Below are 26,869 nucleotides of genomic sequence, written 5' to 3'. Positions count from 1 at the left end.
CCCCGGCGCCGGACAGTCCCGACGTGACCCCCGCCGCCCACACCAGGCGGCGCGAGGATCAGTTGGCCCGCGGAGGCCCGCCCCACCATGTCGTGGGGAGTCGCTCACCGTTCACGGTGAGGATAGACAACACCACCGGACACCCGGTGAACGTTAGTGGACACCGCACTAGCTCGACAATTCACGGCCCGCCGGCCGCCGGCCCGTACGTCGAACGCCGCCTCCCGGCCGGTGGGCCGAGGGCGGCGTCCGCTGGTCGGGCCGTCAGCCGCGCTCGGAGATGGCCTCGATGAGGTCACCCACCGGGCGCTCCGGCAGCGAGCGGGCCACGTCGGCGACGGCCACGATGCCGACGAGCTCGTGCCCGTCGATCACCGGCAGCCGGCGCACCTTGTGCTGCCCCATGGTGCGCAGGATCTCGGCCGCGTCGTCGTCCGCGCCGATCGTCACCGCCTTTCCCTGGGCCAGCTCACCCGCGGTGACGCTGCCCGGGTCGCGGCCCTCGGCGAGCACCTTCACCACGATGTCGCGGTCGGTCAGCATGCCCTTGAGCCGGTTGTCCTGGCCGCAGATCGGCAGCGACCCGACACCGAGCTGGGCCATCTGCTTGGCGGCGGTGCGGAGGTCGTCCTGCTCACGGACGCAGGTCACGTCGTTGGTCATGATGTCGCGTGCGGTCGGCATTGGCATGACACCTCACTTCCGGGGGGTTGTTGCTGTTTCTCCTACCCCGGTCGGCGCCGGCCATGCACGGACCGTCGCCGTCGGGGCACCGAGGGCCTGACCGGACAGACTGGGCCGGTGCTGATCATGACGGAACGGCTCACCATCGCACCGGCTGTGCCCGCCGACCTGCCGGCACTGCAGCGCACCTGGACCGATCCGCTGGTCCGCCGGCACCTGGGCGGTCCACTGTCACCGGAGGCGGCGGCGCGACGGCGGGCCGCCGCCGACCTGTCCGGCACCTTTTCGGTACGCGCCGAGGACGCCACCGTCGGCTTCTGCTTCCTTGGGCCGTCACCGCACCGGCGACGTCGAGTTGTCATACACCTTCCTGCCCGAACACTGGGGACGTGGCTACGCGTACGAGGCCTGTGCCGCCGTGCTCGACGCCGCCTTCGACACGGACCGGGGCCTGGCGCGGGTGGTGGCGGTGACCCAGGTGGTCAACGTGCGCTCCCGCCGACTGCTGGACCGGCTCGCCATGGTGGCCGTCGAAAAGTTCGTCGAGCACGGTGAACCCCAGGTCATGTACGCCGCGACCCGGCCATGCCCGCGCCTCGGCCCGTCTGAGTCCGCGGCGTCCACACCCCTTGCCGCTCAATTCGTCACACCCATCAGGCAGGTTGGCCGCTACCGACCAGGGCCGGTGCAGCATCGGCCTCACAAACCTGGAGAGAACCGTGACGGTCACCGCCGATGATCTCGACGAAGCCTTGTCCAGCGTTGTTGCCAGCCTCCGGCCGGCGACCGGCCTGGACTGGTTCGCGCGAGCAGGCAGCCTGGAGTGGGACTGCTGGCACACCGCCGAGCACATCGGCGATTGCCTGATATCGTTCGCCGGCCAACTCGTGGCCCGTCCGGAGAAGCGGTTTGTGCGCTTCATGGCGAACGCTGACAAGGACGCCTCCCCGGCAGAGGTGCTGGAGTTCGCCGAGGTGGGTGGCCGCATCCTGGCAGCCACCGTACGCGCGTCCGGACCGGACGTTCGGGCCTACCACCCCATGGGTCGAGCCGATCCGGAGGGCTTCGCCGCCATGGGGTGCGTGGAGACATTGCTGCACGGGGAGGACATCGCCCAGGGCCTCGGCCTTGCCATCGATCCCCCGCGTGAGGTGTGCGCCCGGGTACTCGCTCGACTGTTTCCAGAAGCGGCGCAGGAACTGGCCGCCGTCGACCCGTGGGCGGCGCTGCGGTGGTCCACCGGCCGGATCCAACTGCCGGGACGTCCGCAACTGAAGGAGTGGCGCTGGCGGGGTGCGCCGGACGTGTCACCCAACATCCGACACCGATCCGTAACGCGTCATGTGGAGCCCGACATCTGCCGGCTGCCGGTGTCGGGTCTCAGGACCTGTGTGACAGAACAGTCTCAAGACATGGGTGACACTTCCGGCTAGCCGGGTGGTGACGGCGGCTCGGACGGGTGTCTGCGGGCGCGGGCTGCGTCGGATATGGCGATCCCGGTCAGGACGAGGGCAGCAGCGGCGGCGACCACGACTGGCGGCAGGGGGAGCATCGCCGGTGACAGGGCGGCCAGCGCAAGGACGCCGATCGGTCGGGACCGGGACACGCGGCCGAATACCGCGTGCTCGAAGCGGGCGCGCCCGGCCAGGTACAGCGCGGGTCCGCCGAGGATGACGGCGATCCAGGCCGGTGGGGTGTGCCCGAGTGGATGGGCGATGACAAGTTCGTCGCCGACGGCTGCAGCGACCACGCCGGCCACCATGGCCAGGTGGGCGTATGACGCCGATCGGGCGAGGCGAACCGGGTCGGCGGACACGGCAATCGCTTCCGCCAGGACTTGCCCAGCGCGGTAGATGTAGATCCGCCACAGCAGCACGGTGGTCGCGATCGACACTGCGAACGCGGCGGCCCTGTCCGGCGCGAAGCCGCTGCTGCTCAGCGCCAGTCCGGTAACGAGGATCAGCTCGCCGAGCGCGATGATGAAGAACTGCCGGTAGCGCTCGGCCAGGTGCTCGCCCGAGATCACAAGGTCTTGGCTGGGCGTACGGCCCGCCCCCGGGGTGGGGAAGCCGATTCTGCCTGCCGTGTGGTCAAGGACCACCGCGAGTGCCCACAACGCGCCACGCGCCGTACCGTGCACGAGCGCCCCCGCGATCCACGGCAGCGCCGACAGGCCGTACCAGAACAGCCCGCGCACGCCGGCGCGCTGCAGCTCGTGGCCACGCAGTACGGCCACGAGGACGAGCCCGCGGCCGAGCTGGACGGCGACGTAGGCGCCCACGAAGATCAGGCCCGTGTCGCCGAATGCCTCGGGCACCGCGGCCGCCATCACCAGGCTGCCGACCATGGTCGCGATGACCAGCGCCTGGATTACCGGTCGTTGCGGGTCCGTCCGGTCGGTTAGCCACGCGGTGCTGGACCAGACCCACCAAACGGCCCCCAACAGCACCAGCGTCCGGAAGGCACCGCTCCACCCGAGATCCTCGGCCAGGCCGCGCGAGAGCTGAGCGAGCGCGAGGACAAACACCAGGTCGAAGAAGAGTTCCAGGAACGTAGCCCGCTGTGGATCCCCGGCTTTCCGCGCCAGCTCGGCCGCCCTGCTCGTCGTCATCGGCTCGCCCGTTCTGCCAGCTCTGCTCCAGGTTTGGGGGCATTCTGACACACGGCAGCGGCGGTGACCGCGGACGTGCTGCCGTGGACTGGATCGAGCGACCCGCGTTACACGGACGGGCGACGGTCGAGGACGATGAGTTCCTTCCATCCGTCGCCGTGGATCGGATTACCTCGTCGACCTTGGCCAAGCGTCGCCAAAGACGATCCTCAATCCGGAGGGAAGGCGATCGAGGATGAGAACAGGCCGTGACCAGGCCAGATGGTGTGGTGGAGCCCAGGGGACTCGAACCCCTAACCCCTGCCTTGCAAAGGCAGTGCTCTGCCAGTTGAGCTAGGGCCCCGCGGGCGGGCGGTGCCGCCGGGTGCTGGCAGTGACGAGCGGGATCAGCGCAGGTCGGGGGCGGTGGTCGCCTCGTGCCAGAGCGCGCGCTCGTCGTTGGAAGCCTTGACCTTCTTGGCCACGACGGCAGCCACCCCGACGACGCCGGCCAGAATCAGAAGCTTCTTGAACATGGGGCTACCCCTCGCGCTCGACGGCCGTCGGACGGTGTGCGGTGGGGCTAGCTGGAATCGAACCAGCGACCTCAGAGTTATCAGCTCTGCGCTCTAACCGACTGAGCTATAGCCCCGCGTAGCGACGAGCAAGGTTAACCCATCGGCCCAGCCGGCCCCAAATCGGGGCCCTGGGTCGTGCGGCGCGCTCCCGTCGCCCTGTAGAACGTACCGGAGTGCGGGACGCCGGAGCGACCGCTTTCGCGGTGCCCCGGCGTCCCGGTCGTCGTTCAGTCCCGCTCGGCGAGGGTCAGCTCGATCCCGCCGACCAGGTCGGCGCAGACGTTGTAGACGAACGCCCCGAGCGTGGCGAGCGCCGTGAACAGCACGACGTTGACCAGGCCGATCAGCGCCGAGCTGAGGATCACACCCTTGGCGGTGATCTGGAAGCCGCTGGCGCTCTGCCCGCCGCCGGCGTTGACCAGGTCGGTGAGGCTGTCGTTGACGCTGGCGAAGACGCCCATCGCGTCCAGCGCCAGGTAGAGCACCGAGGTGGCGACCACCACCACGATGAAGAGCACCACGGACACGGCGAAGGCGAACTTCATCACGGACCAGGGGTCGATCCGCTTGAGGTTCAGCCGGGCCCGGCGCGGCCCGCGCGACGCGGCCGAGCTGACCGACGTACGCGCGGCGCGTACCGCGTCACCCACCCGCGCGGCCCCGACGGCGGCCGCGCCGCTGATGCCCGGCGGCAGCCCGCCGCCGTTGGGCCGACCGCTGCCGCCCGGGCGGCCACCGTCCGGTTGCGGCCTCGCGCCCGGAGTGACCCGCGGCTGGGTGCCGGTGGCACCGGTGGCGGCGCCGGCCGACTGGCCCGCCCGTACGCCGATCGGCTGGGTGGTCGACGGCCGGTTCGCGGCCGCCGCAGCAGCCGCTGCCGGGGCGGGGTTGGGGGTGGTGCCGCCGGAACTCGGCTTCTCCACCGCCACCGTCTCGGTCTTGTCAGCCGGAGCCGCGTCGTCGCTCGGCTTGTCCGGCGGCGGCGTCATCCCGGGAGCCCGGGTGAATTTCGGGGCAGGCGCGTCGGCGGGGACCGTCGCCCGGCCCACGGCCGCGCGGCCGGTCGCTGGTGTGCCGCTCTTCGCGGCCTCCTCGTCGACCGGGTTGGCCGAGGTCCCCGTGTTCCCCGACTTCGCCTGTGTCTCCGTCATTCAACTAGTCCTGTTCGTCAGGCTCGTCGGCATTGCGAGCAATCGCCACGATAGTCACGCCGTCCGGGAGGTCCATCAACTTGACCCCCATTGTGTTCCGGTCACGCGTACGGCGTACAGGCTTCACCGGAGTCCGGATGACACCACCGTTGCTGGTGATGGCGAACAGCTCGTCGTCCGGGTCGATCACCACCGCACCGACCAGACCACCACGACGTTCGGTGATCTTCGCAGTCAGCACGCCCTTACCTCCCCGGCCCTGCACCGGGTATTCCTCGATCGGGGTACGTTTCGCGTACCCACCGTTCGTGGCCACCAAAACGTCCAGGCCCTCCCGGACCACCTCCATGGCCAGCAGCACGTCGTCCTCGCTGAACCGCATGCCGATCACGCCCGAGGTGGCCCGGCCCATCGGCCGCAGCGCCTCGTCGCTGGCGTTGAACCGGATCGCCTGCGCGTTCTTGGAGACCAGCAGCAGGTCCTCGGTCGGGGCGACGAGCGCCGCCCCGACGAGCTCGTCCTCGTCGCGCAGGTTGATCGCGATGATGCCGCCGGAGCGGGGGGAGTCGAACTCCTCGAGCCGCGTCTTCTTCACCAGGCCGTTCTTCGTGGCCAGTACCAGGTAGGGGGCCACCTGGTAGTTCGGAATCTCGATGATCTGCGCGATCTGCTCGTCCGGTTGGAAGGCGAGCAGGTTGGCCACGTGCTGGCCCTTGGCCACCCTACTGGCCTCCGGCAGCTCGTACGCCTTGGCCCGGTAGACCCGGCCCTTGTTGGTGAAGAACAGGATCCAGTCGTGGGTGGAGCAGATGAAGAAGTGGCTGACGATGTCGTCCTGCCGTAGCGAAGCGCCGCTGACCCCCTTGCCGCCGCGCCGCTGCGAGCGGTAGAGGTCGACCTTCGTCCGCTTGGCGTAGCCGGTCCGGGTGATCGTGACCACCACGTCCTCGCGGGCGATGAGGTCCTCCATCGAGACCTCGCCGTCGAACGGCACGATCTGGGTCCGCCGGTCGTCGCCCCACTTGGCGACGATCTCGCCCAACTCCTCGGAGACGATCCGCCGCTGCCGCTCGGGCTTGGCGAGGATGTCCTTGAGGTCGGCGATCTCCACCTCCAGCTTGGCCAGGTCGTCGAGGATCCGCTGCCGCTCCAGGGCGGCGAGCCGGCGCAGCTGCATGTCCAGGATCGCGGTGGCCTGGATCTCGTCGATCTCCAGCAGCCGGATCAGGCCCTGCCGGGCGTCCTCGACCGTGGGCGAGCGCCGGATCAGGGCGATCACCTCGTCCAGCGCGTCCAGCGCCTTGGCCAGACCGCGCAGGATGTGCGCCCGCTCCTCCGCCTTGCGCAGCCGGAACGCGGTCCGCCGGCGGATCACCTCGATCTGGTGCTCGACGTAGTAGCGGATGAACTGCGCCAGGTTGAGCGTGCGCGGCACCCCGTCGACCAGGGCCAGCATGTTGGCGCCGAAGGTCTCCTGGAGCTGGGTGTGCTTGTAGAGGTTGTTCAGCACCACCTTGGCGACCGCGTCGCGCTTGAGCACGAGCACGATCCGCATGCCGGTACGTCCGGAGGACTCGTCGCGGATGTCGGCGATGCCGCCGAGCTTGCCCTCCTTGATCAGCTCGGCGATCCGCTCGGCCAGGTTGTCCGGGTTGACCTGGTAGGGCAGCTCGCTGACCACCAGCGCGGGGCGACCACGCTTGTCCTCCTCGACCTCCACCACGGCACGCATCCGGATCGAGCCACGGCCGGTCCGGTACGCGTCCTGGATGCCGGACTGGCCGACGATCAGGCCGTAGGTGGGGAAGTCGGGGCCCTTGACGATCCCGAGCAGCGCTTCGAGGGTGGTGGCCTCGTCGGCCTCCGGGTTCTCCAGGCACCACTGCACGGCCGCGCCGATCTCGCGCAGGTTGTGCGGCGGGATCTTGGTGGCCATGCCGACCGCGATGCCCTCGGAGCCATTGATCAGCAGGTTGGGGATCCGCGACGGCAGGATGGTGGGCTCCTTGGCCCGGCCGTCGTAGTTGTCCTGGAGGTCGACGGTGTCCTCGTCGATGTCCCGCAGCATCTCCATGGCCAGCGGGTCGAGCTTGCACTCGGTGTACCGCATGGCGGCGGCCGGGTCGTTGCCCGGCGAGCCGAAGTTGCCGTTGCCGTCGACCAGCGGGTAGCGCAGCGACCAGGGCTGGGCCATCCGGACCAGGGCGTCGTAGATCGCCGAGTCGCCGTGCGGGTGGAACTGACCCATCACGTCGCCGACCACCCGGGAGCACTTCACGTAGCCGCGGTCCGGCCGGTAGCCGGAGTCGAACATCGCGTAGAGGATCTTGCGGTGGACCGGCTTGAGCCCGTCCCGCACGTCCGGCAGCGCCCGCCCGACGATGACGCTCATCGCGTAGTCGAGGTAGGAGCGCTGCATCTCCACCTCGAGCCCGACCGGTTCGATCCGGTCGTGCGCGACGACGGCGCCGATGGTCTCGGGGACCTCGGGCTCGTTCGGTGTGGACTCGGGGGAATCGGTCACTGTATACCCTTATCAGACTCAGAGTCGTTTTCGTGCTGTGGATAACGGCTGTGGAAACCGGCCAAGCTGTGGATAACTCTGTGGATCGGCGGGTCGGCCGGTGGATGCCCGGCCGGCCCGCCAATGGCACTCAGATGTCCAGGAACCGGACGTCCTTGGCGTTGCGCTGGATGAACGATCGGCGCGCCTCGACGTCCTCACCCATCAACACGCTGAACAACTCGTCGGCGGTTGCCGCGTCGTCGAGCGTGACCTGACGCAGCGTACGGGTCGCCGGGTTCATCGTGGTCTCCCACAGCTCCGGATAGTTCATCTCGCCCAGGCCCTTGAACCGCTGGATGTCGTCCGGCTTGGCGTTCGGCTTCTTCTGCTGGCGCAGCGCGATCAGCCCGTCGCGCTCCCGATCGGAGTACGCGTACTGCGCGTCGTCGCCCTTCTTGTTCCACTTGATCTTGTAGAGCGGCGGGGCGGCCAGGTAGACGTGCCCCAACTCCACCAGCGGACGCATGAAGCGGAAGAGCAGGGTGAGCAGCAGCGTCTGGATGTGCTGGCCGTCGACGTCCGCGTCGGCCATCAGCACGATCTTGTGGTAGCGCAGCTTCTCGATGTCGAAGTCGTCGTGGATGCCGGTGCCCAGCGCGGTGATCAGCGCCTGGACCTCGTTGTTCTTCAGCACCCGGTCGATCCGGGCCTTCTCCACGTTGAGGATCTTGCCGCGGATCGGCAGGATCGCCTGGGTCCGCGGGTCGCGCCCCTGCTTCGCCGAGCCGCCGGCCGAGTCGCCCTCGACGATGAACACCTCGGACTCTCGCGGGTCGGTGGACTGGCAGTCGGCCAGCTTGCCCGGCATCGAGCCGGACTCCAGCAGCGACTTGCGCCGGGCCAGCTTGCGTGCCTGCTGGGCGGCGATCCGGGCCCGGGCGGCCTGGGACGCCTTCTGGATGATGATCTTCGCCTCGGCTGGGTTCCGGTCGAACCAGTCCACCAGCCACTCGTTGCAGACCCGCTGCACGAAGCTCTTCACCGGGGTGTTGCCGAGCTTGGTCTTGGTCTGGCCCTCGAACTGCGGGTTGGCCAGCTTGACCGAGATGATCGCGGCCAGGCCCTCACGGATGTCCTCGCCGGAGAGCTTCTCGTCGCCCTTGAGCAGCTTGCGGTCGGTGCCGTAGCGGTTCACCACGCTGGTCAGCGCGGCCCGGAAGCCCTCCTCGTGGGTGCCGCCCTCATGCGTGTTGATGGTGTTGGCGAAGGTGTAGACCGACTCGCCGTACGACTCGTTCCACTGCATGGCGATCTCGACCGACATGCCCTCCTCCTCGGCGCCGAACTCGACCACGGTCTTGTGGATCGGGTTCTTCGAGGCGTTGAGGTGCCGGACGAAGTCGGCGATACCGCCCTTGTAGCAGAAGGTGACCTCGCGGACCTTGCCCTCCTCGCCCTCCGGGACCCGCTCGTCGAGCAGGTGGATGGTGAGGCCGCGGTTGAGGAAGGCCATCTCCTGGAGGCGGCGGTAGATGGTCTGGAAGTCGAAGTCGACGGTCTCGAAGACGGTCGGGTCGGGCCAGAAGGTGACCGCCGAACCGGTGCGGTCGGTCGACTCGCCCTTCTCCAGCGGGGTCGGCTTGGAGTTGGCGTACTGCTGCCGCCACACGAAGCCGGACTTGTGGATCTCCACCGCCATCTTCGTGGAGAGCGCGTTCACCACCGAGACGCCGACGCCGTGCAGGCCGCCGGAGACCGCGTACGCCTTGCCGTCGAACTTGCCGCCCGCGTGCAGCACGGTCAGCGCCACCTCGACACCCGGCTTCTTCAGCTTCGGGTGCAGGTCGACCGGGAAGCCCCGGCCGTTGTCGGTGACCCGGACCCCGCCGTCGGCGAGCAGCACCACGTCGATGGTGTCGCAGTACCCGGCCAGCGCCTCGTCCACCGCGTTGTCGACGACCTCCCACACGAGGTGGTGCAGACCGCGCTCGCCGGTCGACCCGATGTACATACCGGGCCGCTTGCGGACCGCCTCCAGACCCTCGAGAACGGTGATCGACTCTGCGCCGTACTCCTGCTTGTCCTGCGCTGCCACCCTCGGCCACTTTCTCGCACCCTCCGCGCCTGGTGGCGCGTCGGGCGCGGGTTCGGCGGACAGGGACGCGACGTCGGCACGCGGACCGGCACCGGGGACAATTCCGGGGTACGGGTCGAACGCGCCGGTCGCCGCGGTTGCCCGCGGATCGCGATCGGCTCAACCCGACGTGGACAATGATCGCGGGCCATACCGGGCCCGTGTCTCGTCGCTCCCCACCGGGTCTTCGTCTCAGCGTCAATCTTACTGTGCGCGGCCGACTAAACCACCACTCGGCACCCCCGCGGGACGGCTGAGAATGCCGTAGCCGGCCGAATCGCGCTGTCTGCGACTCCCCCTACACGCCTGCCCCAGATCGGGGGCGGCGCCGCCCGACGGCCGGGGTGCACCGACCTCGCGGGCCGGCCCGCCATGTCATAGGTTTGCGGCGCCGCCGGCACCGGCCTTGATCTTTCCCTGCCGGAACCGGACGATCTACCCGATCGACCCGACTCGTGCTGCAAAGAGGTGACGCCAGATGGGGCTGGACAACGTCGCGGTGCACTGGCCGCGTACCGGCCGCTTCTACGACCCGGTCGCGCCGGCCGAGTTCGTGGACTTCGGCGAGATCGTCGACATGCCGCGGATCTCCGCGCCGACCGCCGCGCTGGCCGAGTTGATCGCCAAGACCGGCACGGTCCGGGCGACCGCGTACACCGAACTGATCGACCTGCTGCTCGGCCTGGAAGGTGTGCTCTACGCCACGGACGCCGCGGCCGAGGACGAGGATCCGGTGATCGACCCGGACGGCTGCGCCTGGATCGCCGGCGGCATCGAACGGTTCGTCGCCGGGCACCGCGAGCATGGCGAGACGGTGACCTTCGACTCGGTCAGCGAGGTGCTGCGCTCCCTGCTCGCCGACGGCCGCCTCGCCGAGCAGCAGTTGCGCTGGCTGGACAGCCGGCTCGACGCGCTGCGCGACGAGAGCGGCGCCCCGCCGCAGTGGAACTTCACCTGCGCCGAGCTGAGCGTGCTGGCCGCCTTCTACCGCCGCTGCGCCGACCGCGGCTTCGCCGTCTACGCCGACGCCTGACCGGGGTGCTCCGGGCCGGCCGTCACGGCCCGGTTCGCCGCGGCAATCACCTCGGTCAGCACGGTGTGCAGGTGCCGCAGGTCCGCCAGCGGCAGCCCGAGCCGCTCCACGATCGCCGGCGGGATCTGCTCGGCGCGCGCCCGGAGGGCCTGGCCGCTGGCGGTGAGGGAGACGGCGAGGCTGCGTTCGTCCGCGACGTCCCGTTCACGCCGGACGTAGCCGGCGGCTTCGAGGCGCTTGAGCAGCGGTGAGAGCGTGCCCGGATCGAGCTGGAGCAGCCGGCTCAGCTCCCGGACGGAGAGCGGCGCGTACTGCCACAGCGCCAGCATGACCAGGTATTGCGGATGGGTCAGCCCCATCGGCTCCAGCAGCGGGCGGTAGACCGCGACGACGCCCCGCGCCGCGACGGAGAGCGCGAAGCACACCTGCTGCTCCAGCGCCAGGGGATCCCCGTCGAGCTGTTCGGACACGGCTGGACCTCCTCGTCGTCCTTGCGAGCCTACCAACGATTGGTGTACCAATTATTAGCGCACCAACTGTCACTGCGGACGCAGGAGAGGCCAGCCGATGAGCAAGGAGCAGCCGACCCCCAAGGGCCCCGGCGAGGGCGGCCGCCTGATGGCCTGGGCCTTTCGGCACCTGGCCGGCCCGCCGGAGGTGCAGGGCGCGGTGCAGGGCGGCTCGAACCACGCCCGGGAGGGCTGGAAGCAGGACCTGGAGCGGCGTAAGCAGTGGAGCCGCGAGCAGCGGGAACGCAAGCGCGCCGAGCGGGAGGCCCGGCGCGCCGGCGGCTGATCGTCAGCCGTACGTGTCCCGGGGGCCCCGGCCGCGGACCCGACGCGGCCCCCGCGACCAGGACGGTGCCGCGGGACCGTGGATGTGCAGCTTGCGCACCACGTTGTGGCCCACCTCGCGGCCGATCTGCTGCAACAGCGAGCCGGCGAGCAGGCGCAGCTGGGTGGCCCAGGCGGTCGACCGCGCCTCGACGGTCAGCTCGCCCTCCTCCAGCTTGACCGGGCGGCTGTGCTGGGCGACCTCCGCGCCGACCACCCGCTCCCAGGCGCCGAAGACCGTCGCCTCGGCGGCCGGCTGCTGCCAGCCGCGCGCCTTGACCAGCCGGTCGAGCACCGCACCGAGCGGCTGCGGGTCGCGCGGGTCCGGGCCCGGCCCGGAGTAGCCGCGCAGCCGCCGCTGCTGCCCGCCGGCGCCGTCGCCGCCGGTGGTACGCCGGCGGGTCCGCGCCGCCGTCTCCCGGCGGGCCCGGGCCGCGTCGAGCACCGCGCGGGCCAGCTCGGGCCCCGACGCACCGCCCTCGGCCGCCCCGGCCCCTGACCCGCCGTTCTCGGCCGCCGGTCCACGCGACGGCTCCGTCTCATCCGACACGTCGCACCGTCCCCTCGCCCACCTCGTACCGGGTGCCGCGCAGGGCCGCCGGCACGTCGTCATCCACCGCGCAGGTGACCAGCAGCTGGCTGGCCCCGCCGACCAGCTCCGCGAGCCGCTCCCGCCGTCCGGTGTCCAGTTCCGCGAAGACGTCGTCGAGCACCAGCACCGGCTCGATCCCGTCCGACCGGAGCAGGTCGTAGCCGGCCAGCCGCAGGGCCAGCGCGTACGACCAGGACTCGCCGTGGCTGGCGTACCCGCGGGCGGGCAGCGGGCCGAGGGTCAGCGTCAGGTCGTCCCGGTGCGGGCCGACCAGCGTGGTGCCCCGCTCGATCTCGGCCGACCGGGACTCGGCCAGTGCCGCGGTCAGCGCCTCCGCCAGCACCGCCCGGTCGGTGGTCGGCTCGGGCAGCTCCACCGACGGCCGGTAGGCGATCGCGGCCGCACCCCGGCCGGCGGCCACCGCGTCGTACGCCTTGGTCACGTGCGGGGCCAGCGCGGCGACCAGCTCCAGCCGCCCGGCGAGCAGCTCGGCGCCGTGCCGGGCCAGATGGGTGTCCCAGACCGCCAGGGTGGAGAGGTCGCCGCCCCGCGAACCGCCCGTCTTGCGGGCCAGGTACGCGGTGCGCAGCAGCGCGTTGCGCTGCTTGACCACCCGGTCGTAGTCGGCGCGCACCCCGGCGTACCGGGGCTGGCGGTTGACCAGCAGGTCGTCGAGGTAGCGGCGGCGCTCGGCCGGGTCCCCGCGGACGAGTTCCAGGTCCTCCGGGGCGAAGAGCACCAGCCGCAGCGCGCCGAGCACGTCGCGGGCCCGGCGTGCCGGTGACCGGCCGATCCGGGCCCGGTTCGCCTTGCCGGGCACGATCTCCAGCTCGACCAGCAGCTCGCGCCCCTCGTGCAGCACGGCGCAGCGGATCACCGCCGAGCCGACGCCCATCCGCACCAGCGGGGCGTCCGTGGCGACCCGGTGCGAATCCAGGGTCGCCACGTAGCCGAGCGCCTCGACCAGGTTGGTCTTGCCGACGCCGTTCGGCCCCACCAGGACGTTCGCCCCCGGTTCGAGGTCGACGCCGACCCGCTCGTACGAGCGGAAGTCGACCAGTTCGAGCCGGCGGACGTACACAGGCGGCGAATACCGGTCAGCGCTTGCGCACGGCGTGCCCGCCGAACTGCTGACGCAGCGCGGCGACCGCCTTCATGGCCGGCGAGTCGTCCTGCCGGGAGGCGAACCTGGCGAAGAGCGAAGCGGTGATGACGTTCAGCGGCACGGCCAGCCGGACCGCCTCGTCCACCGTCCAGCGACCCTCGCCGGTGTCCTCCGTGTAGCCGCTCAGCTCGGTCAGCTCCGGGTCCTCGTCGAGGGCCCGGTCGAGCAGGTCGAGCAGCCAGGAGCGGACCACGGTGCCCTCGCGCCAGGACTTGAACACCCCGGGCACGTTGGTCACCAGCTCGGAGGCGGCCAGCAGTTCGTAGCCCTCGGCGTAGGCGTGCATCAGGCCGTACTCGATGCCGTTGTGCACCATCTTGGCGTAGTGCCCGGCGCCGACCGGCCCGGCGTGCACGAAGCCGAACTCGCCCGCCGGCTTGAGCGACTCGAAGATCGGCATGAGCCGCTCGACGTGCTCCTGGGCGCCGCCGACCATCAGCGCGTAGCCGTTCTGCCGGCCCCAGACGCCGCCGGAGACGCCGACGTCGATGTAGCCGATGCCGCGATCGTTCAGCCGCTCGGCCCGGGGCGCGTCGTCGCTGAACCGCGAGTTGCCGCCGTCGATGATGATGTCGCCCTCGCCGAGCACGTCGGCGAGCTGGTCGATGGTCGCGTCGGTGACCCCCGCGGGGACCATGACCCAGACCGCGCGCGGCGACTCCAGCTTCTCCGCCAGTTGCGCGAGGGAAGCGACGTCGCTCAGCTCCGCGTTGTGGTCGAAACCGACCACCTCGTGGCCGGCGGCGCGCAACCGCTCGCGCATGTTGCCGCCCATCCGGCCGAGTCCTACCAGGCCGAGCTGCATCTGCTCCTACCTCCGTGCGTTTTCTGGGGTCTTCTCTGCCGGTGCGATCAGCGGGACACGCGGATCGGCATGATGAGGTACCGGTACCCAGGGATGACCTCGCCATCCTCGCCCGACGGCGAAATCACCGCGGGCTTGAAGGCGTCGACGAACGAGAGCACGGCGTACTGGGCCCCGAGGTTGGCGAGGCCGTCGATCAGGTACTGCGGGTTGAAGCCGATGGTCAGCGGCTCGCCGGTGAAGGTGGCCTCCATCGCCTCGCTGGCCCGCGCCTCCTCGGTGCCGCCGGCCTCGACCACCAGGCCGTCGGCGCTGAAGCTGAGCAGCACCGGGGTGGTCCGCTCGGCGACCAGGGCGACCCGCTTGACCACCTCGACCAGGGCGCTGACCGGCACCCGGGCCTCGGCGTTGTGGCTGGCCGGGAAGAGCGAGCGCACCGGCGGGTAGTTGGCGCCGTCGAGCAGCCGGCTGGTGGTGCGCCGGGTGCCACCGGCGAAGCCGATCATGCCCTCGCCGGCGCCGCCCTGGGACAGCGCCATGGTGACCTCGCCGCCGAGCGGGCCGAGCGCCTTGGCGGTGTCGTGCAGCGTGCGCGCCGGCACCAGCGCGTTGAGGCTCACCTCGGGGTCGTCCGGGTTCCACTGCATCTCGCGCAGGGCGAGGCGGTAGCGGTCGGTGGCGAGCATGGCCAGCGTGCTGCCGGAGAGCTCGATCCGGACGCCGGTCATCATCGGCAGCGTCTCGTCCCGGCCGGCGGCGACGGCCACCTGGGCGACGGCGGCGGCGAACGCGGCCGCGTCGATCGTGCCGGCGCTCTCCGGCATCTCGGGCAGCGACGGGTAGTCCTCCACCGGCATGGTGGGCAGGGTGAACCGGGCGCTGCCGCAGACCAGTTCGAGGTGGGCGCCGACCGCGGCGATGTCCACCGGCTTGGCGGGCAGCGCCTTGGTGATCTCGGCGAGCAGCCGGCCGGAGACCAGGGCGGCCCCGTCGGCGTCCCCCTGCACCTCGACGGTGACCTGGCTGGAGACCTCGTAGTCGAACCCGGAGACCTGCAGGTTGCCGTCGGTGACCCGGAGCATCACACCGGCGAGCACCGGTACGGACGGCCGGTTGGGCAGGCTCTTCGCGGTCCAGGCCACGGCCTCGGCGAGCGCGTCGCGCTCCACTCGGAACTTCATCAATGCCTCCGCGTCGACGTCAGCGACAACTCTCTCATGCCGACCGCTGCCTGCAGACCCGCCTGACGGTGCGGGTACCCATCGCACCTTAGGGCGCGTGGGCATCGGCTGTGCGCCCGACCCCGTGGATTTCGGCGCCGGTCCGGCCGCCGACGGCGGTCTCCGGCCCGATCCACAGAAAGTCCAACGGTGATGATTGGTTTTTGTTCTTTTAGAAGAGATAACTCATCGTCTTCATCGCACCTGTGCAAACTGTGGAGAACCGGCGTCCGCGCAGGTCAGACAGGTTATCCACCGGTGGTTTCGCTGTGGAGAACCGGGGGTACAACCCGTGTCCCGATCCACAGGCCGCCCGGTCTACCGGGTTGTCCACGCTTGTCCACCGGTTGTCCACCGGTAATCCACCGACTTTCTCCCCAGGGCTGTGGACCGGCGACCGCGGCTCGACGGGCGTCATCCCCAGAACCTTCAACAGCCCGCCCACAGGCCGACCGTCCGCGGTGGACAACGAAGCGGTTGTCCCCAGGCGTCCACAGCGTCGTCCCCAGGGTTTCTCCACAGCCTGTGGGTAACCGGGTCCGGACGGAGCGTGGTTGTCCACCGGCGGTGGACAACGAGCTGTGGACAACGAGGCGGTGCGGTGGACGGTCACGGCCTCGATGCTGTGGTCTACACCTCGTCGAGGGTCAAGCCCGGGCGCGGAAAATCGTCGATGACGCGGGCCGGCGGCGATCTTCAGGTCGTCGCAGCGGCCGGGCGCGGCGTCCGGTGGCCGGGCACGGAAACGCCCGGCCAGGTTTCCCGGCCGGGCGGAGCAGCGAACGACGCGTACGCCTCAGGTGTTCTGCTTGATCCGGTTGGTCAGCTCGGCGATCTGGTTGTAGAGCGACCGGCGTTCGGCCATCTGCTGGCGGATCTTGCGGTCGGCGTGCATGACCGTGGTGTGGTCCCGGCCGCCGAAGGCCTGCCCGATCCGGGGCAGCGAGAGGTCGGTCAGCTCGCGGCACAGGTACATGGCCACCTGGCGGGCGTTGACCAGCACCCGGGAGCGGGAGTGCCCGCGCAGGTCCTCGAGGCTCACCCCGAAGTAGTCGGCCGTGGAGACCATGATCTGGTCCGCGGTGATCTCCGGCCCGGCGCCGTCCGGGATGAAGTCCCGCAGCACCTCCTCGGCCAGCGACAGCTCGACCGTCGAGCGGGTCAGGCTGGCGAACGCGGTCACCCGGATCAGCGCCCCCTCCAGCTCGCGGATCGAGTTCGACACCCGGGAGGCGATGAACTCCAGCACGTCCGGCGGGGCGTACAGGCGCTCCTGCGCGGCCTTCTTCTGCAGGATCGCGATCCGGGTCTCCAGGTCCGGCGGCTGGATGTCGGCGAGCAGGCCCCACTCGAACCGGGTCCGCAGCCGGTCCTCCAGGGTGGCCAGCTGTTTCGGCGACCGGTCGGAGGTGATCACGATCTGCTTGTTGGCGTTGTGCAGGGTGTTGAAGGTGTGGAAGAACTCCTCCTGGGTGCGCTCGCGGTTCTCCAGGAACTGGATGTCGTCGATCAGCAGGATGTCGACGTCGCGGTAGCGCCGCTGGAACGCGCTGGTCTTGTCGTCCCGGAGCGAGTTGATGAAGTCGTTGGTGAACTCCTCGGTCGAGACGTACCGCACCGACCGGGCGTTGCCGAGCGTCGTGGCGTAGTGCCCGATGGCGTGCAGCAGGTGCGTCTTGCCGAGCCCGGAGCTGCCGTAGATGAACAGCGGGTTGTACGCCTTCGCCGGCGACTCCGCCACCGCGACCGCGGCGGCGTGGGCGAACCGGTTGGACGAGCCGATGACGAACGTCTCGAACATGTACTTCGGGTTGAGCCGGTTCCCGCCCGCGTCGGCGGGCAGTCGCCGCTCGTCCCGGCCGCCGGGGCGGTGGTCCGCCCGTCCGGGGCCGCTGTCCGGGCCGCCGTCGCGGGGCAGCGCGCGGATCACGTGCTGGTCCCGGGGGGAGACCGCGTCCTGCGGGTAACGCGGCTCGTAGGGGCGGGCGTCCGTGCCGGGCGGGTCGAGCCGGGCGGTCTGCTCGTCGAAGCCGCGCCCGGGGGGCGTACGCCGGGACGGTACTGGGCGGTCGGCCCGCGGCGGCTCGGCGAACGCGGCGCTGAACAGCGCCTCCTGGCCGCCGGGGCCGGCCGGATCCGGCCGGGCGTCGGCCTGCTGCGCGCCCGCCGGCGGCTGGTCGAGCCGCCGCTCGGGGTGCGCCTGCTCGGGGATGAGCGGGGGGTGCTGCCGACCGGCGTCGACGCGGTCGTCGTCCCGGAGGTCGGTCGGTGCGCCGTCGAAGCCCGCCGGTGCGCCGAAGTCGACCGGCCCGCCGTCGTGATCGGCCCCGCCGGTCTCCGGGCCGGAGCGGTAGACGGTGCCGGCCGGACGGCCCGCGCCGTCCGTGGGCGCGCGTACGGTGACCGCCACCTGGATCGGGCGGCCGAGCCGACGGGTGAGCGCCTCGGTGATCGCCGGGCGCAGCCGCGACTCGATCACGTCCCGGGTGAACGCGTCCGGGACGGAGAGCAGCGCGGTGTCCTCGACGATCGCCCGCAGCCGGGTCAACCGCAGGTACGCCCGCTGCTGTGCTGAAATGATCTCGTCGGCGAGCTCGTCGGTCGTCGCCGTCCAGACCGCGGCGAGGTCGGTCGTACCGGTCACCGTCGTGCCACCCCCCTCGCCTCTGCTCCCGGACGCCGCCGTTCTCCCCCGGTCGGCCTCCCGGGCCCGCCGCACTCGACGGGTGGGCCCCCACCCACCCGAACGGCCGACCGGTCGTCATCCACAAGTTATCCACAGCCTGTGTACCGACCGATTGTGGCCGCCCACCGGACGCGGGCGGACCTGCCCCCTGCCTGAACGGGCGCTGAAGCGGGTTCACCGTGCCGAACGATTCACTACCGGGTCCGGTCTTGCCTGCCGACGACACCGGGACCCCCGACGCTGACCGCAATCGGGCACGGTAACAGCGTTGTCCACGCGCCATCAACCGGCGACGCGCGGCGGGCCTTGTCAACATCAGCGAAAACCGCCGCTTCGGTCGCCGATCTCCGCCCGGTTGGTGTGTTTGACGGTCATTGCCCCCCTGCGTAGGCTGGAGCGGCTGCTCTGTCGCCCTCTGCTAGGGTGATGGGTGCTTGCTGTCCGCGGTCGCTCCCCGCAACGCCGAGGGTCCCGCATCGCCGGGCAGCACCGATCGGGGCCACCGCCGAGGTGGCCCGGACCACCACACGACCCCGGGGGTCCCCTCGTCCGGGGCGTACGACAACGGAGAGCCTGACGTGAGCAAGCGCACCTTCCAGCCGAACAACCGCCGGCGCGCGAAGACCCACGGCTTCCGGCTGCGCATGCGCACCCGGGCCGGCCGCGCCATCCTTTCGACCCGTCGCGCCAAGGGCCGCGCCCGCCTGTCGGCCTGAGGCCGACCGGGTCCGGTCCGGGGGACGTGGGCAGTCGTGCTGGCGGCCGCACAGCGACTGCGGCGCAGCACTGACTTCGCCGCAGCGGTCCGGGGTGGCCGACGCGCCGGCCGCGGTGCCGTCGTCGTCCATCTGACCCAACCCACCGGGCCCGAACCCACGGCACAGACCTCGCCGAAGCCGGCGCGGGACGCCGGTGCGGAGCAGACCTCCGCACCGACCCGCGCCGGCTTCGTCGTGTCCAAGGCCGTCGGGCCGGCCGTGGTCCGCAACCGGGTCCGCCGGCGGCTGCGGCACCTGGTCCGCGAGCGGCTGGCCGACCTTCCGCCCGGGAGCACCCTGGTCGTACGCGCGCAGCCCGCCGCGGCCGAGGCGTCCTACCCGCGGCTCGGCGCCGACCTGGACGCCGCCATCGCCGCCGCGCGCTCGCCCCGAGGGCGGCGGTCCCGGTGAGCACCGGACCAGCCGCCCCCCGCCCCACCACAACGGGTGCCCGTGTGCTGACCGGGCCCATCATCGCGTACCGTCGGTGGATAAGCCCGGCTCTGCCGGCCCGCTGTCGGTTCTACCCGTCGTGCAGTGCGTACGCCCTCGAGGCGGTGGCCCGGCACGGCGCGCTCCGGGGAGCCGGCCTCACGGTCCGGCGGTTGTTGCGCTGCCACCCATTCCACCCAGGTGGACACGACCCGGTGCCGGAGCCGGTCGGTCGCCGACGTGCCGATGTGACTGGAGCCTGAGAATTGAGTCTCGACTGGATCTACTACGCGATTTCGTGGATCCTGCTGGCCTGGCATTCGGCCTGGGACGCCATCGGCGTGCCGGACGGCGCGGTGATCGGTACGAACTGGGCCTGGATCCTCGCCATCGTCTTCCTGGTGGTCACCGTCAGGGTGATCCTGTTCCCGGTCTTCGTCAAGCAGATCAAGTCCCAGCGGGCGATGCAGGCGCTCCAGCCTCAGGTGAAGGCGCTGCAGGAGAAGCACAAGGGTGACCGGGAGACGCTCCAGAAGGAGATGATGGAGCTCTACCGGAAGGAAAAGGCCAACCCGCTGATGGGCTGCCTTCCGATGTTCCTCCAGATCCCGGTCTTCCTCGGCCTCTTCCACGTGCTCCGCCGGCTCGACCCGGCCAACGGCGGCAAGACCCTCTACGGCTGGACGATCGGCCAGTTCGAGAGCGCCTCACAGGCGAAGCTCTTCACCGCGCCGATCGCCGGCAAGTTCGGCTCGACCGCCGAGGAGCTGGCCCGGCTCGGCGCCAACGGCACCACCGTCAAGGTCATCGCCGGCATCCTGGTCCTGGTCATGATGGGCACCACCTACCTGACCAGCCGCCAGATGATCCTCAAGACCGGCTGGGCGGAGGACCCGCAGCAGCGGATGATCCAGCGGCTGATGCTCTACGGCATCCCGCTGTCGCTCCTGGTCTCCGGCGCGATCTTCCCCATCGGTGTGATCATCTACTGGGTCACCAACAACCTCTTCACCCTCGGCCAGCAGCAGTGGGTGCTGCGCAAGTTCCCGCCGCCGCCGAACGTCAGCACCCGGCCGGGCGCCTCGACCTCGACCCGCGGCCCGGTGCAGCCGGCGAAGTCGGGCGGCCTGCTCGGCCGCGGCAAGCCGGCCGCCCAGGCGCCGGTGAAGCCCGCCGCGCCGAAGGTCGCCGCGCCGAAGCCGGGCGCCAAGCCGGTGAACCCGAAGAAGGGCCGTCCCGCCAAGCGGCAGGGCTGACCCGTCCGGGCCGCCGTCCGGGAGACCGGCGGCGGCCCGTTTCCGCACCGTGCAGCCGCCGTACGGCCGGCGCCGGAGCGGAACGGCCGCGCGGGACGCGGCCACGGGCGACACTGCCCTACAGACGTGCCCGTGGGCACCGGCGAGCTCCCGCCGGCCCCGGGAAACCAGCGGACCCGACGGTCCGGCCGAGCGAGTACGGAGATGAGACCGTGACGGACACCAGCATCCCCCGCGCCGACGAGTCACTGGACGAGGAGAGCCTCGCCCCCATTACGGCGGACGACGACACCGAGGCGGACGAGACCGAGGCCGAGGAGACCGAGGAGGGCCCGCGGGAGAAGAAGGCCGTGGGCGAGAGCGAGCTGTTCCGGCAGAGCGAGATCGCCGCGGACTACGTCGAGGGCCTGCTCGACATCCTGGACTACGACGGTGACATCGACGAGCTGGTAGCTGGCGGTCGGCCGGTGGTCGAGGTGGTCGGCGCCCGGCTGCAGAACCTGGTCGGGCAGCGCGGCGCCACCCTGGAGGCGCTCCAGGAACTGGCCCGCCTGGCCGTCTTCCGGCAGACCGGCTCGCCGAGCCGGCTGTTGCTCGACGTCGGCGGCTACCGCGCCACCCGCCGCAAGGAGCTCGCCGCGGTGGCCAAGAACGCGGTGGAGAAGGTCAAGGAGTACGGCGAGCCGGTGCGCCTGGAGCCGATGTCCGCGTTCGAGCGCAAGTGCGTGCACGACGTGGTCAACGCGATGAGCGGGGTGGAGAGCGAGTCCGAGGGTGTCGAGCCGAACCGGCGCATCGTCGTCCGGCCGGCGGACTGACCGCGTGACGAACGACGACACCACGGCCGGTGCCGTGGCCGGCCCGGGTGGCGCGCCGCCCGGGCCGTCGGCTGTCCGCCCCACGCCGTCGCCGGCCGACGCGGTGCTGCCGCCGGAGCTGGCCGGCGCCGCCCGTACCCTCTTCGGTGACCGGCTCGACCTGGCCGCCGCGTACGCCGAACTGCTGGCCACCGACGGCGTGGTCCGCGGCCTGATCGGCCCCCGCGAGGCACCCCGCATCTGGGACCGGCACCTGCTCAACTGCGCCGCTGTGGCGGAGCGGATCCCCGACGGCGCGGTCGTGCTCGACGTCGGCTCGGGCGCGGGACTGCCCGGCCTGGTGCTGGCGATCGCGCGGCCCGACCTGACCGTGACGCTGATCGAGCCGCTCGCCCGACGGACCTCTTTCCTGATCGAGGCCGTGCAGGGGCTCGGCCTCGCCAAGACGGTGCGGGTGTTCCGGGGCCGGGCCGAGGAGGCGGCGGCCGGCGGCACGAGTTCCGGCCCGCTGAGCGGCGACGTGGTCACTGCCCGCGCGGTCGCCCCGCTGGACCGGCTCGCCGCCTGGTGTCTGCCCCTGGCCGTGCCGGGTGGACGGTTGGTGGCGCTGAAGGGCGCGTCGGCCGGCGAGGAGATCACCGAACACGCCGCGGCGGTGGCGCGGCTCGGCGGTGGTGAACCGACGGTGCACCGGTGCGGCGAGGGTGTGCTCGACCCGCCGACCACCGTCGTGGAGATCGTGCGCGAGCGGGTGGTGGGGCCGGTCCGGCGGCCGGCCGCCAAGAAGTCCCGGGGCGGTCGGTCCCGCCGCCGCTGACCCGGCATCCGGCGGGTGCCGCGTCGTCGGCCGTCCTCGTCAAAGTCCTCGTCGAGCGCTTAACTCGACATCGTTCGATGCTTGTGGCGGTCACCGTGCCATGCGGAACCTCCCTGATCTGCCGCTCAGCTCGCCACTACCGGCTTCCCGCCCGGCACCCGGGTCGTTGAACCGGGCGGGAGGAGGGTGAGGGTTGCGAACCCGACGTGGACCCGCTGCGCCCGTGAGCCGTAGGCTGGCCGCGCGTCGATAGTGTGGAGCGGGCGGCACGGACGTACGGGTCCCGACCGCTCCCGCCGGGCCGGACGCTCGCGCGGTGCGATTACGCGTACGGCCGGGTATGACGGGGTGCGGACCGACCATCCGAAGCGGGCAGGGATGACAGGTGCATGACGACGGCAGGTACGACGATCCACGCGTGACGGGTCCAACGGGCGGTCCCGTTTCACGTGAAACCGGCTACCAGAGTTGGCCGCCCTCAGGGGCGTCCTCGCAGATCCCGTCGACCCGGCCGCCGGACTTCGAGTCCCTGGTACGCCGGGACCCGTCGGTGAGCGGGGCGGGGCAGGCTGTTCCGCGGACGCCCGGCGAGGCCCAGCCGGCTGGCGAGGGTGGGCGGGTCATCCCCATCCGCCGTAACGCGGCGGCTCGGTTCGAGCCGACGGTCCCGCAGCAGCCGACCCCCGACGCGGCGCCGGACGCGGCCCCTGCACCGGTCCCCGAGACGACAGCAGCGTTCGGGACCGCGCCTGTCGAGCCCGCGTACGTTTCACGTGAAACCCCGATGCGCGAAGAGGATGACCCACCGTTGGCTATGGAGGCGATGCGTGCCGTGCAGATCCTGAATCCCAGTGGCGAGGTGACAATGCCTCGGCCGGAGCGGACCCGGGTCATGTGCGTCGCGAACCAGAAGGGCGGCGTGGGCAAGACCACGACCACGGTGAACCTGGCGGTGGCGCTCGCCCTGCACGGCAACCGGGTGCTGGTGGTCGACCTCGACCCGCAGGGCAACGCCTCCACGGGGCTCAACGTGCCGCACCACACCGGCGTGCCGGACGTCTACGACTGCCTCATCAACAGCGTGCCGCTGGAGGAGGTCGCCCAGGAGGTCGAGGGCATCCCGAACCTGTGGTGCGTACCGGCCACCATCGACCTGGCGGGTGCGGAGATCGAACTCGTCTCGGTGGTCGCCCGGGAGTCCCGGCTGGCTCGCGCCATCACGGCATACCCCGGACACTTCGACTACGTCTTCATCGACTGCCCGCCGTCGCTCGGCCTGCTCACGGTCAACGCTCTGGTCGCGGCGCAGGAGGTGCTCATCCCGATTCAGTGCGAGTACTACGCGCTGGAGGGCCTCAACCAGTTGATCCAGAACATCAACCTGGTCCGCCAGCACCTCAACCCGCGGCTGGAGGTGTCCACGATCCTGCTCACCATGTACGACCGGCGCACCCGGCTGGCCGACGCGGTGGAGCAGGACGTCCGGAACCACTTCGGCGACAAGGTGCTCGAGGCGGTCATCCCACGTAACGTCCGCGTCTCCGAGGCGCCCAGCTACGGCCAGTCGGTGATGACCTACGATCCCGGATCGCGGGGGGCGACGAGCTACTTCGAGGCCGCCCAGGAGATCGCCGAGCGGGGCGTCAAGGAGCCGGTGAGCCGGAATGCGTAGTGCGGACGAGGCGCTGGGAGGCGTGGCATGAAGAACCGTCCTCGGGGCGGGCTGGGTCGAGGCCTGGGGGCCCTGATCCCGACCGGGCCGGCGCCGGCCGCCGAAGCGGTGGTGGGCGGCATCGACAGCACCGTCGGCGCGGGGGCCGTGGCGGCCGCGCCACCGGCATCGCTGAGTGCGCCCGAGCCCGCGCCCGCGCGCGAAGCGCTCAGCCCGGTGCCGGGCGCCCGGTTCGCCGAGATCCCGGTCGACGCCATCGTGCCGAACCCGAAGCAGCCCCGCCAGGTCTTCGACGAGGAGGCGCTGGAGGAGCTGAAGACCTCGATCCGCGAGGTCGGGTTCCTCCAGCCGATCGTGGTACGCCAGCTCGACGACGAGAAGTACGAGCTGGTGATGGGCGAGCGGCGATGGCGGGCCGCGCAGGCGGTGGGCCGGGACAGCATCCCGGCGATCGTCCGGGACACCCGCGACGACGCGATGCTCCGGGACGCGCTGCTGGAAAACATCCACCGTGCCAACCTGAACCCGCTCGAAGAGGCGGCCGCGTACCAGCAGCTGCTGGAGGAGTTCGGCGCCACCCACGAGGAGCTGGCCCGGCGTATCGGGCGGAGCCGGCCGCAGATCTCCAACACCATCCGGCTGCTGAACCTGCCCGCACAGGTGCAGCGGCGGGTCGCGGCCGGCGTGCTCTCCGCCGGGCACGCCCGGGCGCTGCTCAGCCTGGAGGACGCGGAGGCGCAGGAGCAGTTGGCCCTCCGGATCGTGGCCGAGGGACTTTCCGTCCGGGCGACCGAGGAGATCGTGGCGCTGGCGCTGAGCGATGGCTCGACCAAGAAGGAGACGGCCCGGCGGCGGCCCAAGCCGCACGCGCCGGCGCTCACCGACCTGGCCGACCGGCTCTCGGACCGCTTCGACACCCGGGTGAAGGTCGACATCGGCCGGAGCAAGGGCAAGATCACGATCGAGTTCGCCACGGTCGACGACCTGGAGCGGATCGTCGGCATCATCGGGGTCGAGCGGGAGGAACCCGAGGCCTGACACCGGTACGTCGAACGGCCGCGCACACCCGACCGGTGCCGCGGCCGTTTTCGTGCCCGAGGTCAATCCGCGCCCAGTCCCGTCATGGGCCTCGTGGGGCCTGGTCCCCGGAGCCGGTCTGCTGGCTCGGCCCTACGTTCTTTCCCTGCTCACCGGGAGGCCACCTCGCTGCGCTTTCCGCTGCGAGGCGGTCGCAGTGCGGTTCGGCTTTCTGCCTGGCTTCGCTCCTGTCAGCGAGGCGCTCTGCGACCCGAATCGCGAGGTGCTCCCGGGACCAGCCTGCGACGCGGACTCTTGTGACCCGGTCGCGGCACGGCCTATTGCAAGCCGGCCCGCGATACCGCCTATTGGGAGCCGGCCCGTGACATGGCCTCCTGCGACGGCGGCTCCTGCGACGGCGTCCTGCCATGGCGGCCTCTGATGCGGCCGGCGCCACGGCGGCTCCGCCACCGGAGCGCGAATGAACCGGAGGCCGTCGCGGGGCGGCACGGCTCTAGCGGCCGGGCCGCGCATGACGCCCTCTGCCGGCCGGCCCGAACGCTGCCCCTGCAATCCCGCCGAGCGACTTGCTCTACGAATCGCGGGATCGGCAGGGCTCGGTGACTTCTGCGGGACGGGGCGGTCCGGAGCGGCCCAGTGACTTGTTCGGGACGTCGCGGGAGCGGCGCCGTCCAGAGACCTGCCCCGGTAACCCGGTGGAAGCGGCGAGGTCCAGCGACGTGCCCCCCAGTAACCCGGCGGGAGCGGCGCGGCCCAGCGACTCTTCGGGACGTGGCGGGACCGGCACCACCTGCCTCGGTCCACCCCTGGCATCGCTACATCGCGCCGCAGCGGCATGCTGGCCGGTCAGGTCCGGGAGCAGATCATTTCAACGCTTGCCCTCGCCGATCCACGAGGGCTGGTTGTTCGAACCTGGCCCGACCGCGATGCAGGACGTGCCGCAGAGCGGGCCGCGCCGGGTCTCGGAAGCTCCTGGGCAAGCCCTCAGATGTGCTCCTTGCCGGGCAGTCGTCGGAGCTGGACGACGCCGTTTCACGTGAAACGCCCTGCCGTATCGAGACGAGCCGGCGACCGATTGGCGGGCAAAGCGGTCCGGTGCCTTCTCCTTCGAGTGGTCGAACCAACGAGCTCGGACTGCAGGCGGCACCTCGCCAGAGGGGTGGCTCACGGGTGGCCTAGTTGTTTCACGTGAAACAGCCGGTCGCTGGGACGCTCGGGCGGGAGTCGCGGTACAACCACAGCCCGGATGACCGACCATCGCCGGGGTGCCGGGGTGCCGGGGTGCCGGGGTGCCGGGGTGCCGGGGTGCCGGGGTGCCGGGGTGCCGGAGCGAACGCTGAAGCTCGAGGACGGGAGGGTTGCGGGTGCCGACAACGACCGAGTCGCCGGCGCATAGCCAAGCAGTCGTCGTCGGGCCACTCCTCCTCCGACTCGCTCCGCTGGCGCGCCGCCCGGGTGTCCGTCCCCCAGCACACGTGGGACGCGTCGTCGGCATGCCCATCGCCGAGTACTCCAGGCCGCCCCGGTGGCTCCAGGGTCGTCTGTGCGGCCTTGAGCCAGTGCCCGTCGGTGGGGGCGAATTTGAGGAAGCCCGCACCTCGCCCCGGGTACGCAGTCGACGCCCGCGCTTCCACCACCGACCACGATCGGGCGGGAGGGGCGGCCGAGTTTCAACTCCAGGCGCTCGGCCTCATGATCCCGGCGTCTGCCGGTGTCGGCCGCGTCGTCAGGATCCGCCCGCCGCCCGCCGCCCGCCGCCCGCCGCCCGCCGCCCGCGCCCGCCGCCCGCGCCCGCGGCCCGCGCCCGCCGTCCCGCCACCTGCTTTTCGCGCCTGCCGTCGCGCCACCAGCAGTCGCGCCACCGGCCGTCGCGGCACCCGCCGTCCGCGCGCTCGTCAACCGGCCGCCGCCAACCGGCGCTCGCCGGCAGCCCGCTACTCGCCCTCCACCGAAGCCGAGCCTGAACCCCCGGTGGACCACCGCACCTCGTAGCAAGGCTTGCCCAACAGCTTCCGAGACCCGGCGCGGCCCGCTCGGCGGCCGACATGCGTCCGGCCGCCATGCCGCCACGAGCCGAAGGGCCGATGCTCGGGGTGCGGTG

At 71.3% G+C, this 26,869-nt stretch carries 24 protein-coding genes and 2 tRNA genes; 12 read left to right on the top strand and 14 right to left on the bottom strand.

The annotated features are described in order from the left end of the window. Positions 1-264 precede the first annotated feature (264 nt). Positions 265-684 carry a CBS domain-containing protein gene (locus ACVCAH_RS28885; protein WP_447139376.1) on the bottom strand — a complete coding sequence of 140 codons (420 nt, stop codon included), beginning with the start codon at positions 682-684 and terminating at the stop codon, positions 265-267. Between the two features lie 325 nt (positions 685-1,009). On the opposite strand from ACVCAH_RS28885, the gene ACVCAH_RS28880 reads away from it, so the two are divergent. Further along, entirely contained in the window at positions 1,010-1,423 is a 414-nt protein-coding gene (locus ACVCAH_RS28880) for a GNAT family N-acetyltransferase (RefSeq protein ID WP_447139375.1), read from the top strand. Continuing rightward, the gene (locus tag ACVCAH_RS28875; RefSeq protein WP_447139374.1) at positions 1,404-2,117 is read left to right on the top strand and encodes a hypothetical protein; all 714 of its coding nucleotides are present in this window, start codon (positions 1,404-1,406) and stop codon (positions 2,115-2,117) included. The genes ACVCAH_RS28880 and ACVCAH_RS28875 overlap by 20 nt, the downstream gene beginning before the upstream one ends. Here the strand turns inward: ACVCAH_RS28875 and ACVCAH_RS28870 are convergent. The 7 genes from ACVCAH_RS28870 to gyrB form a co-directional block, all read right to left on the bottom strand. Continuing rightward, complete coding sequence (locus ACVCAH_RS28870; protein WP_447139373.1) at positions 2,114-3,295, bottom strand: low temperature requirement protein A; 1,182 nt, start codon at positions 3,293-3,295, stop codon at positions 2,114-2,116. The genes ACVCAH_RS28875 and ACVCAH_RS28870 overlap by 4 nt on opposite strands. Before the next feature lie 267 nt (positions 3,296-3,562). After that, a tRNA-Ala gene (locus ACVCAH_RS28865) sits at positions 3,563-3,638 on the bottom strand. 43 nt (positions 3,639-3,681) lie between these two features. Further along, positions 3,682-3,810: a DLW-39 family protein gene (locus ACVCAH_RS28860; RefSeq protein WP_231928447.1), complete on the bottom strand. Its 129-nt coding sequence runs from the start codon at positions 3,808-3,810 to the stop codon at positions 3,682-3,684. A gap of 42 nt (positions 3,811-3,852) precedes the next feature. Beyond that, a tRNA-Ile gene (locus ACVCAH_RS28855) sits at positions 3,853-3,926 on the bottom strand. 153 nt (positions 3,927-4,079) lie between these two features. After that, positions 4,080-5,003, bottom strand: a complete 924-nt coding sequence (locus ACVCAH_RS28850; RefSeq protein WP_447139372.1) for a DUF3566 domain-containing protein — start codon at positions 5,001-5,003, stop codon at positions 4,080-4,082. Between the two features lie 4 nt (positions 5,004-5,007). Then, positions 5,008-7,527 carry a DNA gyrase subunit A gene (gene gyrA / locus ACVCAH_RS28845; RefSeq protein WP_447139371.1) on the bottom strand — a complete coding sequence of 840 codons (2,520 nt, stop codon included), beginning with the start codon at positions 7,525-7,527 and terminating at the stop codon, positions 5,008-5,010. Positions 7,528-7,657: 130 nt separating this feature from the next. Then, positions 7,658-9,604 carry a DNA topoisomerase (ATP-hydrolyzing) subunit B gene (gene gyrB / locus ACVCAH_RS28840; RefSeq protein WP_447139370.1) on the bottom strand — a complete coding sequence of 649 codons (1,947 nt, stop codon included), beginning with the start codon at positions 9,602-9,604 and terminating at the stop codon, positions 7,658-7,660. Between the two features lie 517 nt (positions 9,605-10,121). Between gyrB and ACVCAH_RS28835 the strand changes: the two genes are divergently transcribed. After that, positions 10,122-10,676, top strand: coding sequence for a hypothetical protein (locus tag ACVCAH_RS28835; protein WP_447139369.1), 555 nt, complete (start codon positions 10,122-10,124; stop codon positions 10,674-10,676). On the opposite strand, the gene ACVCAH_RS28830 is transcribed toward ACVCAH_RS28835, so the two are convergent. Next, positions 10,661-11,146 carry a MarR family winged helix-turn-helix transcriptional regulator gene (locus ACVCAH_RS28830; protein WP_447139368.1) on the bottom strand — a complete coding sequence of 162 codons (486 nt, stop codon included), beginning with the start codon at positions 11,144-11,146 and terminating at the stop codon, positions 10,661-10,663. The two genes, ACVCAH_RS28835 and ACVCAH_RS28830, sit on opposite strands and share 16 nt — an antisense overlap. Positions 11,147-11,243: 97 nt before the next feature. Between ACVCAH_RS28830 and ACVCAH_RS28825 the strand changes: the two genes are divergently transcribed. Further along, positions 11,244-11,471, top strand: coding sequence for a hypothetical protein (locus tag ACVCAH_RS28825; RefSeq protein ID WP_447139367.1), 228 nt, complete (start codon positions 11,244-11,246; stop codon positions 11,469-11,471). Between the two features lie 3 nt (positions 11,472-11,474). Here ACVCAH_RS28825 and ACVCAH_RS28820 read toward each other — a convergent pair whose 3' ends face one another. From ACVCAH_RS28820 to dnaA, 5 genes are all read right to left on the bottom strand, one after another. Beyond that, complete coding sequence (locus tag ACVCAH_RS28820; protein WP_447139366.1) at positions 11,475-12,059, bottom strand: DUF721 domain-containing protein; 585 nt, start codon at positions 12,057-12,059, stop codon at positions 11,475-11,477. Next, the gene (recF, locus tag ACVCAH_RS28815; RefSeq protein ID WP_447139365.1) at positions 12,049-13,182 is read right to left on the bottom strand and encodes a DNA replication/repair protein RecF; all 1,134 of its coding nucleotides are present in this window, start codon (positions 13,180-13,182) and stop codon (positions 12,049-12,051) included. Before recF ends, ACVCAH_RS28820 begins: the two co-directional genes overlap by 11 nt. Before the next feature lie 16 nt (positions 13,183-13,198). Then, positions 13,199-14,071 carry a phosphogluconate dehydrogenase (NAD(+)-dependent, decarboxylating) gene (gene gnd, locus ACVCAH_RS28810; RefSeq protein WP_447139364.1) on the bottom strand — a complete coding sequence of 291 codons (873 nt, stop codon included), beginning with the start codon at positions 14,069-14,071 and terminating at the stop codon, positions 13,199-13,201. Between the two features lie 47 nt (positions 14,072-14,118). After that, positions 14,119-15,252, bottom strand: coding sequence for a DNA polymerase III subunit beta (gene dnaN, locus ACVCAH_RS28805; RefSeq protein ID WP_447139363.1), 1,134 nt, complete (start codon positions 15,250-15,252; stop codon positions 14,119-14,121). 835 nt (positions 15,253-16,087) lie between these two features. Further along, positions 16,088-17,935 carry a chromosomal replication initiator protein DnaA gene (dnaA, locus tag ACVCAH_RS28800; RefSeq protein ID WP_447139362.1) on the bottom strand — a complete coding sequence of 616 codons (1,848 nt, stop codon included), beginning with the start codon at positions 17,933-17,935 and terminating at the stop codon, positions 16,088-16,090. 620 nt (positions 17,936-18,555) lie between these two features. On the opposite strand from dnaA, the gene rpmH reads away from it, so the two are divergent. The 8 genes from rpmH (at position 18,556) to ACVCAH_RS28760 (ending at position 24,768) form a co-directional block, all read left to right on the top strand. Continuing rightward, the gene (rpmH, locus tag ACVCAH_RS28795; RefSeq protein WP_123606641.1) at positions 18,556-18,693 is read left to right on the top strand and encodes a 50S ribosomal protein L34; all 138 of its coding nucleotides are present in this window, start codon (positions 18,556-18,558) and stop codon (positions 18,691-18,693) included. Positions 18,694-18,729: 36 nt separating this feature from the next. After that, positions 18,730-19,146, top strand: coding sequence for a ribonuclease P protein component (rnpA, locus tag ACVCAH_RS28790; protein ID WP_447139361.1), 417 nt, complete (start codon positions 18,730-18,732; stop codon positions 19,144-19,146). Continuing rightward, positions 19,143-19,430 (top strand): membrane protein insertion efficiency factor YidD, encoded by a 288-nt coding sequence (yidD, locus tag ACVCAH_RS28785; RefSeq protein WP_447139360.1) that lies wholly within the window; start codon positions 19,143-19,145, stop codon positions 19,428-19,430. Before rnpA ends, yidD begins: the two co-directional genes overlap by 4 nt. Before the next feature lie 3 nt (positions 19,431-19,433). Next, entirely contained in the window at positions 19,434-20,423 is a 990-nt protein-coding gene (gene yidC / locus ACVCAH_RS28780) for a membrane protein insertase YidC (RefSeq protein WP_447139359.1), read from the top strand. Positions 20,424-20,635: 212 nt separating this feature from the next. Continuing rightward, the gene (locus ACVCAH_RS28775) at positions 20,636-21,241 is read left to right on the top strand and encodes a Jag family protein (RefSeq protein ID WP_447139358.1); all 606 of its coding nucleotides are present in this window, start codon (positions 20,636-20,638) and stop codon (positions 21,239-21,241) included. A 34-nt stretch (positions 21,242-21,275) separates the two neighbouring features. Then, positions 21,276-22,058: a 16S rRNA (guanine(527)-N(7))-methyltransferase RsmG gene (gene rsmG, locus ACVCAH_RS28770; RefSeq protein ID WP_447139380.1), complete on the top strand. Its 783-nt coding sequence runs from the start codon at positions 21,276-21,278 to the stop codon at positions 22,056-22,058. A 622-nt stretch (positions 22,059-22,680) separates the two neighbouring features. Next, a complete protein-coding gene (locus ACVCAH_RS28765) occupies positions 22,681-23,730 on the top strand; it encodes a ParA family protein (protein WP_447139379.1) in 1,050 nt (349 codons plus the stop codon). A 27-nt stretch (positions 23,731-23,757) separates the two neighbouring features. Further along, complete coding sequence (locus ACVCAH_RS28760) at positions 23,758-24,768, top strand: ParB/RepB/Spo0J family partition protein (protein ID WP_447139357.1); 1,011 nt, start codon at positions 23,758-23,760, stop codon at positions 24,766-24,768. The last annotated feature ends 2,101 nt before the right edge of the window (positions 24,769-26,869 follow it).

Source organism: Micromonospora sp. LZ34, assembly GCF_052981855.1.
The sequence above is the reverse complement of the archived record's forward strand: the minus strand, read 5'-3'. Positions and strand labels throughout refer to the sequence as shown.

What these genes read in the sequence shown, in the direction of transcription:
- ACVCAH_RS28885 (WP_447139376.1), bottom strand. Translation starts at nt 684, where the DNA reads ATGCCGACCGCACGCGACATCATGACCAACGACGTGACCTGCGTCCGT.
- ACVCAH_RS28870 (WP_447139373.1), bottom strand. Translation starts at nt 3,295, where the DNA reads ATGACGACGAGCAGGGCGGCCGAGCTGGCGCGGAAAGCCGGGGATCCA.
- ACVCAH_RS28860 (WP_231928447.1), bottom strand. Translation starts at nt 3,810, where the DNA reads ATGTTCAAGAAGCTTCTGATTCTGGCCGGCGTCGTCGGGGTGGCTGCC.
- ACVCAH_RS28850 (WP_447139372.1), bottom strand. Translation starts at nt 5,003, where the DNA reads ATGACGGAGACACAGGCGAAGTCGGGGAACACGGGGACCTCGGCCAAC.
- ACVCAH_RS28835 (WP_447139369.1), top strand. Translation starts at nt 10,122, where the DNA reads ATGGGGCTGGACAACGTCGCGGTGCACTGGCCGCGTACCGGCCGCTTC.
- ACVCAH_RS28825 (WP_447139367.1), top strand. Translation starts at nt 11,244, where the DNA reads ATGAGCAAGGAGCAGCCGACCCCCAAGGGCCCCGGCGAGGGCGGCCGC.
- gnd (WP_447139364.1), bottom strand. Translation starts at nt 14,071, where the DNA reads ATGCAGCTCGGCCTGGTAGGACTCGGCCGGATGGGCGGCAACATGCGC.
- dnaN (WP_447139363.1), bottom strand. Translation starts at nt 15,252, where the DNA reads ATGAAGTTCCGAGTGGAGCGCGACGCGCTCGCCGAGGCCGTGGCCTGG.
- ACVCAH_RS28760 (WP_447139357.1), top strand. Translation starts at nt 23,758, where the DNA reads ATGAAGAACCGTCCTCGGGGCGGGCTGGGTCGAGGCCTGGGGGCCCTG.